Genomic DNA, 17559 nt, shown 5'->3' on the forward strand with positions numbered 1-17559 from the left:
TAAATCCTCCCCGGCACGGGGAGGGGGACCGCCGCTCGAAGAGCGGTGGTGGAGGGGGCCATCCACAAACGCTTCGCTCGCGGCGCTCCCCCTCCACCAGCCTGCGGCTGGTCCCCTCAGCGGCACGTCGTCCCCGGCCCGGCATCCAGATCGCGGCACACCCCGTCGATCTCGTTCGCCGGTACGGGGAGGCCGATCAGCGCCGCGAGCGTCGGCATGATGTCGGTCGTGGTGATCGCCAGCGGCTGCTCGAACGGGGTCATGCCCTTCAGCCAGAACAGGATCGGCACGCGGCGGTCATAGTCCCAGAAGCTGCCGTGCGTCGCGACGCCGCCGCCGGGTCGCGGATTGGCGATCGGGGTCACGCGCGGCTTCAACGCCACGACATAGTCCCCCGATCGCTCGGGATCGAACGAGGCGCGGGCACGCTCGAGCAGCGTCCAGCTGTCGGCAGGCCCACGCGGCATCGGCGTCGCCATGATCTCGGCGCGCGTCAGCACCGCCTGCACCTGGGGGTGCGCGGAGAGCTGCTTCTTCGCCTCGGCGACCACGCGCGCCTTGTCGGCGGCGGACAGGCTGCGGCTGACCCACATGTCGCCGAAGGAGCCGTCGCCGAACACCAGCTCGCCGGTCAGGCCCAGCGCCGCGCCGATCCGCTGCGAAACCGCCTTGGGCGCGAGGTCGGCGGTGACGCGCTGCGCGTCTGGCGCGGCCTGTTCGCGCGCGCGTTCGGGCAGGTCGTGCCCGCCATGATCGGCGGTCAGCATTACGGCATAGTCGATTCCCGCGCCGTCCAGCCGGGCGAAGAAATCGCCCAGGCTGCGGTCGAGCGCGGCCATCTGCAGGCACATCTCGCTGCCCTCGGTGCCGTAGCCGTGGCCGACATAGTCGGTCGCCGACAGGCTGATCGACAGCATGTCGGGCGCGGAACCCTGGCCCAGCCGCATCTCGGCGATCAGCCCGGCGGCGAGCGCGAGCGTCGCGCCGTCCATCTCGGGCGAGGCGCGGAAGCGCCCCCGGTCGCCCGCCTCGCGCGCGAAGCGGCCGTCGCCGACCGTCCCTCCGCCGACCGCGACCGGCCGGGCGAGGGCCGCGCAGCGCGGGGAAAGCTCCAGCGGCGCGCGCGCGGTCGCGATCGCGCGCGTCACCGCCGCGTTGACCGCGGCCGCCGCCGCCGAGCTCTTGCCCGGATAGGTGACGAAGCCTTGGCCGCCCCACCACCAGATCTGGTCCGGGTCGCGCCCCGCCATCATCACCGCGCCGCGATCCTTGCCCGATACCGCGACGTTGCGGCTGGCGGGATTGGCCGCCTTCATCCGCATGCCGAGCGTCGGCACCTTCAGGTGGACGGGAGAGACGGTGTATTTGTCGGAGCTCGATCCGGCGACGCTTTCGTCCTCGGAACAATAGATCACCTTGTCCTCGCGCGCCGCGCCCTGGTCGATCCAGTTGTTGGCGATGATGCCGGTGCGCGCCGGGTTGCTGCCGGTCAGGATGGTCGAATGGCCGGGGCAGGTCTCGGTCGCCGCATGCGCCTGATAGCCTGCGGGAAACACCGCGCCCTCGGTCGCCAGCCGGGCCAGGCCGCCGGTGAAGGACGAACGATATTGCGCGAACAGGTCGCCGGAGAACTGATCGACCGAGATCGCGACGATCAGCCTGGGCTGGGCCGGCGCGGCCTCCTGCGCGAAGGCGGGCGCGGCGGCCAGCAGGGCGATGGCGGCGATCGATCGGGCTGGTTTCACGAGTGGCTCCCGGTGAGGGTGGAGGACGACCGGCCTTATGTTCAGCATCGCGGCCGGCTTCAAGGAGAAGCCGTTGGCGGCCTTGCGTTTCATTCTGATGGCAGGCGGTCCGATATCTCGCCGTCCGTTTTAATTGACAGGCGAACACGGGCGCGGGAAAGATATTCGCGTGCGTTTTGGGGGAGTTGGGGGGCTCATGAAATCGTTGAAACTGGTGCTCGCCTGCGTGGCGTTCTCCTGCGCGGGCATGGCAACCGCCGTGTTCGCGGGCGATCCGTTCGAGGATGCGGCGGTGGCGGTGCGCTGGAAGGAGGACGCCAAGGCGCTGGCGCTGATTGAAAGCGGGCAGTTCGACATCAATCAGCAGAACAGCGAGGGCTATACGCTGCTGCATTTCGCCGCCGACCAGAACAATCTGACGATCGCGCGCGCGTTGCTGAAGCACGGCGCAGACCCCAATATCCGCACCAACAGCGGATCGACCGTGGCCGACATGGCCTATAGCGGCTCGGCCCTGTTGACCGAGGTGTTGAAGGCGGGCGGGAAATACGCGAAGAACGCGCCCTACACGCCCGCGCCGCAGAGCAAGGCGCCGATCACCCGGGTCAAGCCTGCGCCGGGAAAGCCGGCGGCGTCCACATCCTCGGCCACCGTCGACCCGCGCCGCAAGATGTGCAATGCGCGGCACTATTCGTCCTCGTCACTGTGCAGCGACAGCACCTGCAAGATGCGCGAATACCGCAAGTGGCAGACCTGCCTGAAGACGGGGTCTTACCACTAGAGGCAGATCGAAATTTGGCGGGCTGTGGGTTGCATGTCTCCTTCTGGCGTCACCCCGGACTTGTTCCGGGGCCCATCAGGCGGCTGGGCAAAAGCAAGAGGCGTGAACGCCACTCTCGCGGCACGATGGACCCGGAACAAGTCCGGGGTGACGGAGGAATTTGCGTGTTTCAGGCACGCAGCGTTAAGCACCAATCGATCCCGGCCATTGCTCGTTCAGAGCGGCAACTTTAGGGTGCGCCCCGTGGCGGTTCTGCGTTTCCTTCTGACGGCCTGGCTGGCGCTGTTCGCGGCCGGCGCCGTGTCCGCGCAGATCACGCCGGGGCCGCATCTGGCGCTGGAGCTGGTCGCCGAGAGCGCCGCGCCCGTGCCGGGCTCCACCGTGATGCTGGCGGTGCGCGCGCGGCCCGACCCGGGCTGGCACGGCTACTGGATCAATCCCGGCGACGCGGGCGTGCCCGATCGCTTCGCCTGGACGCTGCCGGCCGGAGCGACGGTGGGCGAGATCCGTTATCCGGTGCCCCACCGGCTGATGATCGCCGGCATCATGAACTATGTGTTCGAGGGCGAGTATGCGATGCTCGCGCCGCTCTCGGTGCCGGCGGGGCTGGCGGCCGGGACCGCGCTCCCCGTCTCCGCCAGGATCGATTACCTCGTCTGCACCGAAGAGGTGTGCGTGCCCGAAAGCGCGACGGTCGAGGCGCGGCTGACCGTGGGCGACGGCGCGATCGACCCGGCGATCCGTGCGCGTTTCGACGGCTGGCGGGCGAAGCTGCCGCGCCCGCTCGGCTCGCCGGCGACCTTCGCCGTGGCGGGCGACACGCTGCGCATCGCCATACCGCTGCCCGCCGAAGCGTCCGTCGCCGATCCCTATGTCTTCCCCGTGACCGAGCGCGCGCTGGATCACAGCGCGCCGCAAAGCGTGACCCGCGAGGACGAGGCGCTGATCGTCTCGACCAAGGCGGGCGGCGGCGCGAGCGCGCTCAGGTCGCTCGACGGCGTGCTGGCGCTCGGCCCCGATCGCGGGCTTTCCTTCACCGCGACGCCGGGCGAGGTGGCGGCCGCCGCATCCGGCGGGGGCGGCGCCAGCCTCCCGACCATCCTGCTCGCGCTGGGCGGGGCGGTGCTGGGCGGGCTGATCCTCAACATCATGCCCTGCGTCTTCCCGATCCTCAGCCTCAAGGCGCTGAGCCTCGCCAGGTCGGGCGTGTCCGAGCGCGCCGCGCGTGGCGAGGCGCTGGCCTATGGCGCGGGCGTGATCGCGGTGTGCGTCGCGCTGGGCGGATTGCTGCTCGCCTTGCGCGCGGGCGGGGCGACGGTCGGCTGGGCGTTCCAGCTGCAGGACCCGCGCGTGATCCTCGCGCTGCTGCTGCTCGTCACCGCGATCGCCTTCAACCTAGCCGGGCTGTTCGAGCTGAGCGGATCGGGCGCGGTAAACCGGCTTGCCGCGAGCGGAAAGGGCGGAGCGTTCCTGACGGGCGCGCTCGCCGCCTTCGTCGCGACGCCGTGCACCGGGCCGTTCATGGGCGCGGCGCTGGGCGCGGCGCTGGTCCTGCCGCCTGCTGCCGCGATCGGCGTGTTCGCCGGGCTGGGCCTCGGCATCGCGCTGCCCTTCCTCGCAATCGGCTTCGTCCCCGCGCTGCGCCGCCGCCTGCCCAGACCGGGGCCGTGGATGGAGCGGCTGCGGCGCGTCCTCGCCGTGCCGATGTTCCTCACCGCGCTGGCGCTCGCCTGGGTGCTGGGGCGGCAGGCGGGGGTGGACGGGATGACGCTGGGCGTCGCCGCCGCGCTCGTGCTGGTGCTTGCCTTGTGGTGGACGGGGCGGCTGCAGATGCGCGGCAGTGGCCGGGCGTGGTTGCCGGTGCTGCCCGCGCTGCTGCTCGCTGTCGGTGCGACCGTGCTGACCACGCGCGCGCCTGCCGGGGCGGAGAGCGCAAATGTCACCGGGGAGGCATTCAGCGAAACCCGCCTCGCCGCGCTGCGCGCCGAAGGCAAACCGGTTTTCGCTTATTTCACCGCCGATTGGTGCCTGACCTGCAAGGTCAATGAGAAGGCGGCGATCGAAACCGCGTCGGTCGCCGACGCGTTCGAGGCGGGCGGGGTGCAGGTGCTGGTGGGGGACTGGACCAATGGCGATCCCGCGCTCGGCCGCTTCCTCGAATCGCATGGCCGATCGGGCGTGCCGCTCTATCTCTATTACGCGCCGGGCGCCGCCGTCCCGCAAATCTTGCCCCAGGTCCTGACACCCGGCATGCTGACCGCGCTGGTTCATCAAGGAGAGACATGATGCGTATGACGATGGGAGTGTTCGCCGCCGCCGCGATCGCGATCGCGGCGCCGCTCGTGGCGCAGCAGGTGACGGGCCAGCCCGCGCGCGACTTCAAGCTGACCGACATGAACGGCAAGACCGTTCAGCTCTCCCAATTCAAGGGCAAGACCGTCGTGCTCGAATGGCACAATGGCGGCTGCCCCTTCGTGCAGAAGCATTACAACAGCGGCAACATGCAGAAGACGCAAGGCGCGGCGGTCGGCCAGGGCGCGGTGTGGCTGACGATCAACTCGGGCGCGCCGGGCAACCAGGGTCACATGACGCTCGAGCAGACGCGCGCCTTCATGCAATCCTCGGGCTCCAAGGCGAGCAACTATCTGCTCGATCCCGAAGGAATCGTCGGCAAGGGCTATGACGCCAAGACCACGCCGCACATGTACGTCATCAACCCCGAAGGCGTGCTGGTCTATCAGGGTGGGATCGACGACAAGCCGACCGCCGACGCCGCCGACATCGCCGCCGCGCGCAACCATGTGCTGGCGGCGCTCGCCGAGATGAAGGCCGGGAAGCCCGTCTCGGTGGCGGAAAGCCGCCCCTATGGCTGCTCGGTGAAATACGCGTCGTAGCTCTCGACCGCCGCTCCTCCCCCTCCCCAAAAAGTGAGGGGATAAGGGGTGGGTAAGGCGCTGATCGGGACTCGATATCCCGAATCAGCGCTTGGTCCTGGCGCAGACGAGTCTTTGGGCACGCAGACGCGTGCACCCACCCCTGGCCCCCCCCTGCAAGCAGGGAGGGGGATTGCGCTCCACCGATGACGGATGGCGTGGGTGGAGAAGTGCGCCCCGGAGAGGCCCCCCAGCCCCTCCGGGACGCATCCCGCCCCCGCGTGGATCAGAAGTAGAAGCGCAGACCCAGGAAAGCCGCGTCGGACTTGATCCGTTCGGCGGCGATGCCCTCGCTGCTGGTCGATCCGAAGTCGGGCCGGTCGGTCTCGCGGTGGCGATAATCGACCGTGATCTTCATCTTGTCGCCGACGGGCACGGCGACGCCCGCGCCCAGCTGCCAGGCGAACAGCGTCTCGCTGTCAGCGCCGCTTTCGGTCACCTTCAGGTCGACCACGCCCACGCCGCCGCCGACATAGGGCTCGACGCCGCCCAGCGGGATATCAAGCCAGACATTGGCCATCGCGCCGAGCTGGCGCACCTTGGCGTCGCCGAACCCGCCTGGTCCGAAGAAGCCAACGCAATCGGGATCGCCGTCGCAGGCGTCCTCCAGATCGAAATCGTCGATGTCGATCTCCTCGCCGCCCGCGCTCGCGCCGGTGATCGCGATTCCCGAAATATCCGCCTCGGACCAGGAGCCCTCGACCTCGGCGCGCAACATGCCGAAATCATAGCCCAGCGCCCCCGCAACCGCGAAGCCGGTGTCGGTCTGGATGCTGCCCGAGATGGTGTCCGATCCGGAGGGGATGGTGACGGCGGCCTCGCTCTGGCAGCCCCCCTCGCCGCATTCGCCGGTCGATCCCTCGCCGAAGAAGAAGGTGCCGGCCGGAGCGAAGGCGGTGAGGTCGAAATCCTCGACCGCCTCGGCGCCGAGCTTGAGCGTGCCATATGGGCCGACATCGCCGGCGGTCTGCGCCTGCGCGGCGGCAGGCAGGACGAGTGCGCCAAGGCCCAGCATCAGGGCCGGCGAGAAACGGGTGCTTGTCATCGATTTCCCCCCACGACAAGTTTTTGCGTTCGGCGCGACCCGTTCGTTGGGGCGCGTGCGTAACGGCAGAAGTGGGCCGCCGCATAGGCGAAATGCGACATTCGCCTTTATCTGCCGCACTTTGCCGACATCGCTTGTGCATCGCAGCAAGGCGATGCAGCATGGAACCACGCGGCCTGTGGGGGTTTGACGTTACGATGGGGAAACGACGCGCGTTCGATGAGATCTGGGGCACGGGCGGCCGCCGCCGTCCCCGCAAGGAACTCGCCGAGCTGGCGCGGTGGATCGAAGCGACCCCGGCGAGCGAGCTTTCGCGTCGCCAGCATGCGGCGGAAGCGGCCTTTCGCCAGCTCGGCATCACTTTCGCGGTCTATGGCGACGCCGACGCCGCCGAGCGGATCATCCCCTTCGACATCGTCCCGCGCGTGTTCCTCGCCGATGAATGGGCGCGGCTGTCCGAGGGGCTGGTCCAGCGGGTCGAGGCGATCAACGCGTTCCTGGACGATGTCTACGGCGAGGCGCGGATCGTCAGGGAAGGCGTGCTGCCGCCCGATCTGGTCTTCGGCAACCCGCAGTTCCGCCCGGAGATCGCGGGGATGAAGCCGCCGCATCACGTCTGGGCGCATATCTGCGGTATCGACCTGGTCCGCACCGGGCCGGACCAGTTCTGGGTGCTGGAGGACAATGCCCGCACGCCGTCGGGCGTCAGCTACATGCTCGAAAACCGCGAGGCGATGATCCGGCTCTGTCCGGAGCTGTTCCGGTCGTTCCGCGTCGCGCCGGTCGACGGCTATACCGATATGCTGCTCCAGACGATGAAGTCGGTCGCGCCGCCGGGCGCGGGCAGCAGCCCCAATTGCGTGGTGCTGACGCCGGGGCACTACAACTCGGCCTATTACGAGCACAGCTTCCTCGCCGACAATCTGGGCGTCGAGCTGGTCGAGGCGGCCGATCTGGTGGTGGACGACGATGTCGTCTGGATGCGCACCATCGCCGGCCGGGTGAAGGTCGACGTGATCTATCGCCGGGTCGATGACGACTTCCTCGATCCCCTGGTGTTCCGCCCGGATTCGATGCTCGGCGTGCCGGGGCTGATCGCCGCCTATGCCGCGGGCAACGTCACCATCATCAACGCGCCCGGCACCGGCATCGCCGACGACAAGGCGATCTACAGCTACATGCCGGAGATCGTGCGCTTCTATTCGGGCGAGGAGGCCAAGCTGCCGATCGTCCGGACCTGGCGCTGCCGCGAGCCCGATGCGCTCGAATATGTGCTCGATCACCTGGACGAGCTGGTGGTGAAGCTGGTCGATGGATCGGGCGGCTACGGCATGCTGGTCGGCCCGACTGCGAGCGATGAGGAGATCGCGAATTTCCGCGCCGCGCTCGTCGCCGAGCCGCACCGCTACATCGCCCAGCCGACGCTCGCGCTCTCGACCGTGCCGACGCTCGGTGACAAGGGCGTGGTCCCGCGCCATGTCGATTTCCGCCCCTTCGTGCTGACCGGCGCGAGCGGCGTCCAGGTCGTCCCCGGCGGACTGACGCGGGTGGCGCTGCGCGAGGGATCGCTGGTGGTCAATTCGAGCCAGGGCGGCGGGACCAAGGACAGCTTCGTGCTGCTGGGCGATGAGCCGGAGGTGCGGGCGTGAGTGGCCTTCCCAATCCTCCCTCGCGAAGCGGGGGAGGGGGACCGGCCGCAGGCTGGTGGAGGGGGCAAGCCCCGAACTCCGCTCTCGCCGCATGCCCCCTCCGCCACCCTTCGGGCGATCCCCCTCCCCAGGCAAGCTCGGGGAGGACCTAGATGCTCTCGCGCACCGCATGGTCGCTCTACTGGCTCGGCCGCTACATAGAGCGCGCGGATTTCGTCGCCCGGCTGGTCGAGGCGACGGTGCGGCTCGACGCGCTGTCGGCGCGCCCGGCGGGAGAGGCCGCCTGGGCCAGCGCGCTGACCGTGACCGACAGCGAAGAGGCGTTCGCCGCCACCGGCGAGCGGCTCAGCCAGCAGTTCGTCGCGCGCTTCCTCACGCTCGATGCGACCAACCCCGGCTCGATCGTGCGCTGCCTCGATCGCGCGCGCGACAATGCCCGCGCGGTGCGCACCGCGCTCACCCGCGAGGCGTGGACCTCGATCAATCGCGCCTGGCTGATCTTCAACAATCGCGCCAGCCCCGGCGGCGCCGCCGCGACGCTCAACCTGGTCGAGGCGGTCAAGGCGGAGACGCGCGGGTTCGAGGGCGCGATCCACCGGATGATGCGCAACCAGGCAAGCTGGTTCATCCGCTTGGGCCAGGCGATCGAGCGCGCCGACAACACCGCGCGGCTGATCGACGTCAAATACCACCTGCTGCTGCCGGAGGGCGAAAGGGTCGGCGGCGCGATCGATCGCGACCAGTGGACGACGATCCTGCAGACGGTGTCCGCCGTCACCGCCTATCGCTGGCTCTACAGCGAGGGGCTGCGTCCCGGCGACGTGATCGACCTGCTGCTCGCGCGCGCCGAGCTGCCGCGCTCGCTCGCCGCGACGACCGAGGAGGCGGTCGAGATCCTCTCCGCGCTCGGCAAGCGCACAGGCCTGCAGGGCGAGGCCGACCGGATGGCGCGGATGCGCCAGGCGCGTATGGCCAAGACCCGCTCGAGCGAGGTCATCAAGTCCGGGCTGCACCAGTATCTGCAGGCGTTCATCGACGAGAATGCGCTGCTCGACGCGGCGATCGCGCGCCAGTTCCGGTTCACGCACTGATGCGCCTCTCGATCGATCACCTGACGCGCTATCGTTTCTCGCAGCCCCAGGCGCGGATCGTCCAGCTGCTGCGGCTGACCCCGTCCGACACCGACGACCAGACCATCGTGTCGTGGCGAATCGACGTCGATTGCGACGCCCGGCTGCGCGAAGGGCGCGACGGCTTCGGCAACCGCACGACGATGCTCTACATCGACGGGCCGATCACCGGCATCGAGATCGCCGTCGCCGGCGAGGTGCTGACCGGCGAGGTGGACGGCGTCGTCAAGGGCACGCTCGAACCGCTGCCGCCGGCGCTGTTCGCCCGCTCGACCGATCTCACCCGCGCTGATGCGGCGATCGCCGCGTTCGCGGCGGCTGCACGAGGCGCTCCGCGCGCGCAACTGGAGAGCCTGAATACCGCCTTCGCAAAGCGCTTCGCGCTCAGCCATGCCCGCCCCGACCACGGCCTCACCGCGGCGGAGGCCTTCGCCCGCGAAACCGCCACCCCGCGCGACATGGCGCAGATGTTCGTCGCCGCCGCGCGCAGCCTCGGCCTCCCGGCGCGCTACGTCTCGGGCCACTGCCTGACCTGCGAGCGTGAGGCCGAGCGCCCGACCACGCACGGCTGGGCGGAGGCGCATGTTGAGGGCGAGGGGTGGATCGGCTTCGATCCCAGCTTTGCGCGGCCGATCGACCAGACCTATGTCCGCGTGGCGTGCGGGCTCGATGCGGCGCAGGCCGCTCCGGTGGCGGGATCGCGCCTCGGCGCCGGGCGCGAATGGCTCGACGTGGATGTCCAGGTGGAGCGCATGAACGGCGGTGAGCAATGACCTATTGTATCGGCCTCAAGCCCGATGGCGGCCTCATCATGATCGCGGACACCAGGACCAATGCGGGGATCGACAGCATCTCCGCGTTCCGCAAACTTCACGTCATGGAGAAGGACGATAGCCGGCTGATGGTGATCGCCTCGGCCGGCAACCTGTCGATCACCCAGTCGATGCTGTCGATGCTGCAGGAGGGCCTGCCGCCGCTCGAGGCCGAAGCGCCCAGGCGCACGCTCAAGACCGTCCAGACGATGTTCCAGGCGGCGCAGCTCGTCGGCGAGGCGGTGGCGGCGGCGCGCACCGCGATCGGCCTCCATTTCAAGGGCACGGAGATCAATCCCAACGCTTCGATGCTGTTGGGCGGGCGCATCGCCGACGGGCCGCTGTCGCTCTATCTCGTCTATGGCGAGGGCAACTTCATAGAATGCGGCGCGGACACGCCCTTCTTCCAGATCGGCGAGCGCAAATACGGCAAGCCGATGCTCGACCGCGCGATGCACTGGGGCATCAGCCTGGGCGAGGGCGTCAAGCTGGGGCTGATCTCGTTCGATGCGACGATGCGCTCGAACCTCTCGGTCGGCATGCCGCTCGACCTGATCGTCATCCCCGCCGACCGCGAACGGCCGATCGTCGAACGGCGGATCGAGCCCGACGACGCCTATTTCGCGCAGCTGTCGCGCGACTGGTCGGCAAGATTGGAGGAAGACCTGCGCGGCCTCACGCCGCCCCCGTTCATGGATGGGGCGGGCGGGGCGAGTTCCCCCGGATCTTGATGGCGAGGGACCCAGTCATCCGAAACAGTGAAGCTTAAGCCAGCTCGCGCTCCAATGTCCGCATCGGCCGTGCCGACGTCGCGACGGTGCTGTCCTCCAGTTCGGGCATGAACGCGCTCCAGCCCATTGGACCCAGCACCTCCATGGGGCGATAGCGTGTCTTGTAGGCCATCCGCGGCGATCCCTTCACCCAATAGCCGAGATAGACGTAAGGGACGCCCGCCGCGCGCGCGCGCAGGATGTGGTCCATGATGATCAGGTTGCCGAGGCCGGGCCGCGCGTCCGGCCCGGCGTCGAAGAAGCTGTAGATCATCGAAAGCCCGTCGGCCTGGCGATCGGTCAGGCAGGCGCCGACCAGCTTGCCGGGCCGGCCGCCGACATCGGGCTCGCGATATTCGACGACATAGCTGTTGACCGGCGAATGCTCGACCATGTCGGCATAGTCATGCTCGTCCATATTGGCCATGCCGCCGCCGGGATGACGGTGCCTGAGATATTCGCGCAGCAGGTCGAACTGCTCCTGCGTCGCCCAGGGGCGGCAGGCGGTGACGGTGATGTCCTCGTTGCGACGAAGCAGCTTGCGCTGGGTATTGTTGGGTGACCAGCGCTCGGCGACCACGCGCACCGAAACGCACGCGGCGCAGCCCGCGCAGCTCGGCCGGTAGGCGACCGACTGCGACCGGCGGAAACCGATCCGGCCGAGCGCGTCGTTCAATTCGGGCGCGTGCGGTCCGGCAAGGTCGGTGAAGACCTTGCGCTCCTGCTTTCCGGGCAGATAGGGGCACGGATTGGGGCTGGTGACGAAGAAACGGGGGAAGCGAAATGGTGCGCTCACCGCGGACAGCCCCTGACTTGTGCCTGCCCCGGCAAAGGCCGGGGTTTACGAATTGATGACTCGATCTGGTAAGGTTTGACGCACCCCGACTCGCGGGGCAAGCCACTTTACCATCAAAGAAGGTTAACACGAGACGGACGGAAATCGGTCCACAGCTTACGCACAAGCGGGTGGCGTCATTCGATCCTCGTCGCTTGCCAACTGCGCTCCACGCCCGAAGAATCTGGCGCCGTGCCCTTGATCGCATCGCCCCGCACGACGCCCTGATAGGGCCTCGGCCCGGCGCCTGTGTCGGCCGTGAAACGGAAGCGGCCCCCAGTCAGCTCCACCTGTCCGATCGGACGCGCGGCCTCGCCCACAATCACGCTGCCTGCCACCTCCTGGAACTGCTGGGTGAGCCGCAACTCGGCGGTTCGCCCGCTGGCTTCGCGCAAACGCCAGCGGCCGGCGATGCGCGCCGGGACGATCCAGCCATGCACCCGTGCGCCGCCGGCGCGGCCGGTCGCGTCGGGCCGCCAGTCACCCATGTCGAACACATGGCTGACGATGCGCGCGCCCGGCTCCAACTCCGCCAGCAGCCGCGGGCGGAGGCGCAGATTGACCTCGGGCAGGAGGAACATGGTCACCACATCGGCATCCGCCAACGGCGTTTCGAACAGATCCTGGGTGCGGAACGCGACGCGGTCGCCGACCCCCGTCGCCCGGGCGTCGGCCCGCGCCTGATCGATGAGCACCGGATCGATGTCGACTCCCAGGCCGCGCGCGCCGCGGTCGCGCGCGGCGGCGATGAGGATGCGGCCATCGCCGGTGCCGAGGTCGAGCACGTAATCGTCACGCCCGACCCCCGCCATGGCCAGCATCTTCGCGATCACCTCCGGCCGGGTCTGGGCATAGGGGACGTCGAGCGCCGGCCCGCCGTTCCACAGCGTGTCGACCGAACAGCGCGGCAAGGTCAGCGACATGCAGCGCGCGCCGAGCGCGAGCGCGGCGACCGCGAGGGTTGTGGCGAACATGGCGGCGATTCTGATTTTCCAGCTCGCCGCCATGCCGCGGCCTCAGGCCAGCTCCACCGGCGCCACCTCATAGCCCTCCGCCTTCAGCGCGGCGATCAGGCGGTCGAGATGGGCGCGGTCGCGGGTTTCGCATTCGATGTCGGTCACCAGGCCCTTCGCCGGCAGCGTGGTGAACACGCGCTGGTGATAGACCTCGATGATGTTGACCTGCTGCGCGTCGAAGATGCGCGCGACATTGTAGAGCGCGCCGGGGCGGTCCTTCAGGCGGATGCGCAGGCGGGCGAGCCTTCCTGAGCGCGCCAGGTCGCGCAGCAGCACGTTGGCGAGCAGGTGCGTGTCGATATTGCCGCCGCACAGGATGATGCCGCAGGTCTTGCCGGCGAAGCGCTCCGGGTGCTGGAGCAGTGCGGCGAGACCCGCCGCGCCGGCGCCTTCGACCACGGTCTTTTCGATCTGGAGCAGCAGGCTGACCGCCTCCTCCAGCCGGCGTTCGGAGACGAGCTGGATGTCGTCGACCAGCGCCTCGACGATCTGCGCGGTGATCCCGCCCGGCTCCTTGACCGCGATGCCCTCGGCCAGCGTGTCGCCCTCGCACGGATACTGCGTGCCGTTGACGCGGTTGTACATCGAAGGGAACAGCTCGGCCTCGACGCCGACGACCTCGACGTCGTGGTCCTGCGCGCGCGCGACGATCGCGCAGCCGGAGATCAGCCCGCCGCCGCCGATCGGGATCACCAGCGTATCGAGCCTTGGCTCCGCCTCGAACATCTCGAGCGCGGTGGTGCCTTGCCCGGCGATGATCATCGGATCGTCGAACGGATGGACGAAGGTGTAGCCGCGTTCGGCCTCCAGCGTGCGCGCATGCGCATAGGCGGCGTCGAACGTCTCGCCCTCCAGCACCACCGTCGCGCCGTGGCTCTGCGTCTGCATGACCTTGATCGTCGGCGTGTGCCTGGGCATCACGATGGTCACCGGCACGCCCAGCCGCGCGCCGTGATAGGCCAGGCCCTGCGCATGGTTGCCCGCCGAGGCAGCGATCACGCCCTTGGCCTTGGCCTCGTCCGAAAGCTGCAGCAGCGTGTTGAGCGCGCCGCGCTCCTTGTAGGCGGCGGTGAACTGGAGGTTCTCGAACTTCAGATACACCTCGGCGCCGGTCAGCTGGCTCAAGGTGCGGCTGTAGAGCGTCGGCGTCTTCACCAGCGCGCCCTCGATCCGCATCGCCGCCGCGCGGACGTCGTCGATGGTGACGGGAAGGGCGGGGGAGGGTTTCGCGAGCGTGGCCATAAGGGCGGACGCCTAGACCATCTGGCGTGCGGGGGGAACACGCCTTATGCGCAGGGGTCATGGCGAAACTGGCATTCATTGGTCTCGGCGTGATGGGCGGCCCCATGGCGCGGCATCTGGCGGCGGCGGGGCATGAGCTCGCGGTGTTCAATCGGACGCGGGCCAGGGCGGATGCCTGGGTGGCGGCGCATGGCGGGCGCGTCTGCGCGACGCCGGGAGAGGCGGCGGAAGGGGCGGATGCGGTGTTCGCCTGCGTCGGCAACGATCATGATCTCGCCGGCGTGATGCTCAGCACGGAGGGCGCACTGGAGGCGATGCGCGCCGGATCGCTGTTCGTCGATCACACCACCGTCTCGGCCGACATCGCCCGGCGGATCGCCGAGGCGGCCGAGGCGAAGGGCGTGCTGGCGCTCGACGCGCCGGTCTCGGGCGGGCAGGCGGGCGCGGAAAACGGCGCGCTTTCGATCATGTGCGGCGGAAGCGAGGCGGCGTTCGCCGCGGCCGAGCCGCTGATGCGCGCCTATGCCGCGCGGATGGTTCATGTCGGCGGGCCGGGCGCGGGGCAGACGACCAAGATGGTCAACCAGATCGCCATCGCCGGGGTGCTGCAAGGTCTGTCCGAGGCGCTGCGCTTCGCCCAGGCCAGCGAGCTCGATCTCGCCAAGGTGTTCGAGGCGATCTCGGGCGGCGCGGCGCAAAGCTGGCAGATGGTCAACCGCTGGCATTCGATGAGCGAGGACCGCTTCGATTTCGGCTTCGCCGTCGACTGGATGCGCAAGGACCTGGGGCTGGCGCTCGACGAGGCCAATCGCAACGGCGCGGCGCTGCCGATGACCGCGCAGGTCGATCAATTCTACAAAGAGGTGCAGAATATGGGCGGAAGCCGCCAGGATACGAGCGCGCTGGTGCGGAGGCTGCCCAAGTGAGCATCTTTTCAACCGTCGCCCCCGCGAAGGCGGGGGCCGCTGGCCGCACGCGCCGCAGTCGATTTGCCACAAACCCAGCGGCCCCTGCCTTCGCAGGGGCGACGATCTTGGCCCTCCTCCTCGCCACTCCCGCGCTTGCCGATGGCCTGATCGACAACGTCAACGGCATCACGCTGGACGAACAGGGCCGCGTCCAGCGCTTCACCGGCCTCGTCATCGGCGATGACGGCAAGGTGAAGGCGCTGCTCGACCGGCGCGACAAGCGGCCCAAGGAGCTCGACTGGCGCGAGGACGGCAGGGGGCAGACGCTGATCCCCGGCCTGATCGACGCGCACGGCCATGTCCTCGGCCTCGGCTTCCAGGCGACCAGCCTCGATCTCTCCGGCACGAAATCGCTCGCAGAGGCGCAGGCGGCGATCAAGGCCTGGGCCGACGCCAACCCGTCGGGCAGCTGGATCGTCGGGCGCGGCTGGAACCAGGAGGCATGGGGGCTCGGCCGTTTCCCCACCGCCGCCGATATCGATGCGGTCGTGCCCGACCGCCCGGTCTGGCTTGAGCGCGTCGACGGCCATGCCGGCTGGGCCAACAGCGCTGCGCTGCGCGCGGCGGGGGTGACGGCCAAGTCGGTCTCGCCCGCGGGCGGGCGGATCGAGAAGACCGCCGCCGGCGCGCCCGGCGGCGTGTTCGTCGATGCCGCGATGCAGCTCGTCCAGAAGGCGGTGCCCCAACCGCTCCCGCGCGAGCGCGACGCGGCGCTGGTCAAGGCGCAGGACATCCTGCTGTCGAGCGGCGTCACCGCCACCGCCGATATGGGCACCAGCCCGCAGGATTGGGCGGCGATCCGCCGGCTGGGCGATGCCGGGGGCTTGCGCATCCGCATCTTCAGCTATGCCGACAGCCTCGACACGCTGACCACCATCGCCGGCAACGGCCCGACGCGCTGGCTCTATGGCGATCGGCTGCGCATGGGCGGGGTCAAGCTCTACGCCGACGGCGCGCTCGGCTCGCGCGGGGCCTGGCTCAAGGCGCCCTATGCCGATGCGCCCAAGGAAACCGGGCTCGGCTTCCTCACCGACGACCAGCTGCAGAACCAGATGAGCCGCGCGGCGATGGACAAGTTCCAGGTTGCGATCCACGCCATCGGCGACCGCGCCAACAGCCAGGCGCTGGACGCGATCGACGAGCTGTCGCAGACCTACAAAGGCGATCTCAGATGGCGCATCGAGCATGCCCAGATCGTCGATCCCGTGGACATTCCCCGGCTGGCGCGCGCGGGGACGATCGCCTCGATGCAGCCGGTCCACCAGACGAGCGACTGGCGCATGGCCGAGGCGCGGCTCGGGCCCAATCGGCTGGTCGGTGCCTATGCCTGGCGCAGCGTGCTCGACGGCGGCGGACGGCTGGCGTTCGGATCGGACTATCCGGTCGAAAACCCCAATCCCTTCGTCGGCTGGGCGGTGGCGATCAGCCGCGTCGACGCTCAGGGACAGCCGCCCGGCGGCTGGTATCCGCAGCAGGCGGTGACGCGCGAGCAGGCGCTCAAGGCGTTCACGATCGATGCGGCCTATGCCAGCTTCGCCGAGACCAAGGTCGGCCGGTTGGCGCCGGGCATGCAGGCGGACTTCCTCTTGCTGGCGAACGATCCGCTGCTGGCGTCACCCGGCGAGCTCCGCGCGATGCGGCCCAACGAGACCTGGGTCGGCGGCAAACGGATGTTCAAGCGGTGAGCTGAAATACCTCCCCGGAACGGGGAGGGGGACCGCGACGCGAAGCGGCGTGGTGGAGGGGGCTGGCCGCAAGCGCATCGCCCGTGGCGCTCCCCCTCCACCCTGCTGCGCATGGTCCCCCTCCCCGTGCCGGGGAGGTATGAAAAAGGCCGCGGCTCCTTGTCGGAACCGCGGCCCTCTTCGCGCCCCCAGGGAAGTTTCGGTCAGGCGACCGCGGCGGTCTGCGCCTCTTCGGGCTCGCGCAGCACATAGCCGCGGCCCCATACGGTCTCGATGTAGTTCTCGCCGTCGCACGCGCTCGACAGCTTCTTGCGGAGCTTGCAGATGAACACGTCGATGATCTTCAATTCGGGCTCGTCCATCCCGCCGTAGAGATGGTTCAGGAACATCTCCTTGGTCAGCGTGGTGCCCTTGCGGAGCGAAAGCAGCTCCAGCATCGCATATTCCTTGCCGGTCAGGTGGACCCGCGCGCCGTCGACCTCGACGGTCTTGGCGTCAAGGTTGACCGCCAGCTTGCCGGTGCGGATGACCGACTGCGAATGACCTTTGGAACGGCGGACGACGGCGTGGATGCGCGCCACCAGCTCCTCGCGGTGGAACGGCTTGGTGACATAGTCGTCGGCGCCGAAGCCGAAGCTGCGCACCTTCGAATCCATCTCCGAATTGCCCGAGAGGATCAGCACCGGGGTCTGCACTTTCGCGACGCGCAGGCGCTTCAACACGTCGTAACCGTGCATGTCCGGCAGGTTCAGGTCGAGCAGGATGATGTCGTAATCATAAAGCTTACCCAGATCGAGGCCTTCCTCGCCCAGATCGGTGTTGTAGACGTTGAAGCCTTCGGTCGAGAGCATCAGCTCGATCGCCTTGGCCGTGGTCGGCTCGTCCTCGATCAGCAGCACGCGCATGAGCAACCCCCAGTTTCGTACGCGCGCTCCCTCGGCGCGCTTG

The 17559-nt window shown here is 69.0% G+C and carries 15 protein-coding genes; 9 read left to right on the plus strand and 6 right to left on the minus strand.

The features are described 5' to 3' along the window. Positions 1–116: 116 nt before the first annotated feature. Complete coding sequence (locus D1610_RS03355) at positions 117–1793, minus strand: alkaline phosphatase family protein (protein WP_118862979.1); 1677 nt, start codon at positions 1791–1793, stop codon at positions 117–119. 148 nt (positions 1794–1941) lie between these two features. Between D1610_RS03355 and D1610_RS03360 the strand changes: the two genes are divergently transcribed. From D1610_RS03360 to D1610_RS03370, 3 genes are all read left to right on the plus strand, one after another. Beyond that, complete coding sequence (locus tag D1610_RS03360; protein WP_118862669.1) at positions 1942–2526, plus strand: ankyrin repeat domain-containing protein; 585 nt, start codon at positions 1942–1944, stop codon at positions 2524–2526. 243 nt (positions 2527–2769) lie between these two features. Next, the gene (locus D1610_RS03365; protein WP_245941964.1) at positions 2770–4812 is read left to right on the plus strand and encodes a protein-disulfide reductase DsbD family protein; all 2043 of its coding nucleotides are present in this window, start codon (positions 2770–2772) and stop codon (positions 4810–4812) included. Then, positions 4812–5420: a redoxin domain-containing protein gene (locus tag D1610_RS03370; protein ID WP_245941965.1), complete on the plus strand. Its 609-nt coding sequence runs from the start codon at positions 4812–4814 to the stop codon at positions 5418–5420. The genes D1610_RS03365 and D1610_RS03370 overlap by 1 nt, the downstream gene beginning before the upstream one ends. Positions 5421–5685: 265 nt before the next feature. On the opposite strand, the gene D1610_RS03375 is transcribed toward D1610_RS03370, so the two are convergent. Beyond that, entirely contained in the window at positions 5686–6504 is an 819-nt protein-coding gene (locus D1610_RS03375) for an outer membrane protein (RefSeq protein ID WP_118862672.1), read from the minus strand. Positions 6505–6701: 197 nt separating this feature from the next. Between D1610_RS03375 and D1610_RS03380 the strand changes: the two genes are divergently transcribed. The 4 genes from D1610_RS03380 (at position 6702) to D1610_RS03395 (ending at position 10826) form a co-directional block, all read left to right on the plus strand. After that, complete coding sequence (locus D1610_RS03380; protein WP_118862673.1) at positions 6702–8153, plus strand: circularly permuted type 2 ATP-grasp protein; 1452 nt, start codon at positions 6702–6704, stop codon at positions 8151–8153. A 152-nt stretch (positions 8154–8305) separates the two neighbouring features. Continuing rightward, entirely contained in the window at positions 8306–9244 is a 939-nt protein-coding gene (locus D1610_RS03385; protein ID WP_118862674.1) for an alpha-E domain-containing protein, read from the plus strand. After that, a complete protein-coding gene (locus tag D1610_RS03390) occupies positions 9244–10056 on the plus strand; it encodes a transglutaminase family protein (RefSeq protein WP_118862675.1) in 813 nt (270 codons plus the stop codon). Before D1610_RS03385 ends, D1610_RS03390 begins: the two co-directional genes overlap by 1 nt. Next, the gene (locus tag D1610_RS03395) at positions 10053–10826 is read left to right on the plus strand and encodes a proteasome-type protease (protein WP_118862676.1); all 774 of its coding nucleotides are present in this window, start codon (positions 10053–10055) and stop codon (positions 10824–10826) included. Before D1610_RS03390 ends, D1610_RS03395 begins: the two co-directional genes overlap by 4 nt. A 34-nt stretch (positions 10827–10860) precedes the next feature. Here D1610_RS03395 and D1610_RS03400 read toward each other — a convergent pair whose 3' ends face one another. From D1610_RS03400 to D1610_RS03410, 3 genes are all read right to left on the minus strand, one after another. Further along, positions 10861–11661, minus strand: a complete 801-nt coding sequence (locus D1610_RS03400; protein ID WP_118862677.1) for an arginyltransferase — start codon at positions 11659–11661, stop codon at positions 10861–10863. A 176-nt stretch (positions 11662–11837) separates the two neighbouring features. Next, complete coding sequence (locus D1610_RS03405) at positions 11838–12707, minus strand: SAM-dependent methyltransferase (RefSeq protein ID WP_118862678.1); 870 nt, start codon at positions 12705–12707, stop codon at positions 11838–11840. 9 nt (positions 12708–12716) lie between these two features. Further along, positions 12717–13958: a threonine ammonia-lyase gene (locus D1610_RS03410; protein WP_118862679.1), complete on the minus strand. Its 1242-nt coding sequence runs from the start codon at positions 13956–13958 to the stop codon at positions 12717–12719. A 59-nt stretch (positions 13959–14017) separates the two neighbouring features. On the opposite strand from D1610_RS03410, the gene D1610_RS03415 reads away from it, so the two are divergent. Next, on the plus strand, positions 14018–14884 hold the full coding sequence (locus D1610_RS03415) for an NAD(P)-dependent oxidoreductase (protein WP_118862680.1): 867 nt from the start codon (positions 14018–14020) through the stop codon (positions 14882–14884). A gap of 107 nt (positions 14885–14991) precedes the next feature. Next, on the plus strand, positions 14992–16611 hold the full coding sequence (locus tag D1610_RS03420; protein WP_245941966.1) for an amidohydrolase: 1620 nt from the start codon (positions 14992–14994) through the stop codon (positions 16609–16611). Positions 16612–16814: 203 nt separating this feature from the next. On the opposite strand, the gene ctrA is transcribed toward D1610_RS03420, so the two are convergent. Continuing rightward, the gene (ctrA, locus tag D1610_RS03425; RefSeq protein ID WP_118862681.1) at positions 16815–17516 is read right to left on the minus strand and encodes a response regulator transcription factor CtrA; all 702 of its coding nucleotides are present in this window, start codon (positions 17514–17516) and stop codon (positions 16815–16817) included. Positions 17517–17559 lie beyond the last annotated feature (43 nt).

The sequence above is a fragment of the Sphingomonas gilva genome, from assembly GCF_003515075.1.
Classification (GTDB): domain Bacteria; phylum Pseudomonadota; class Alphaproteobacteria; order Sphingomonadales; family Sphingomonadaceae; genus Sphingomonas; species Sphingomonas gilva.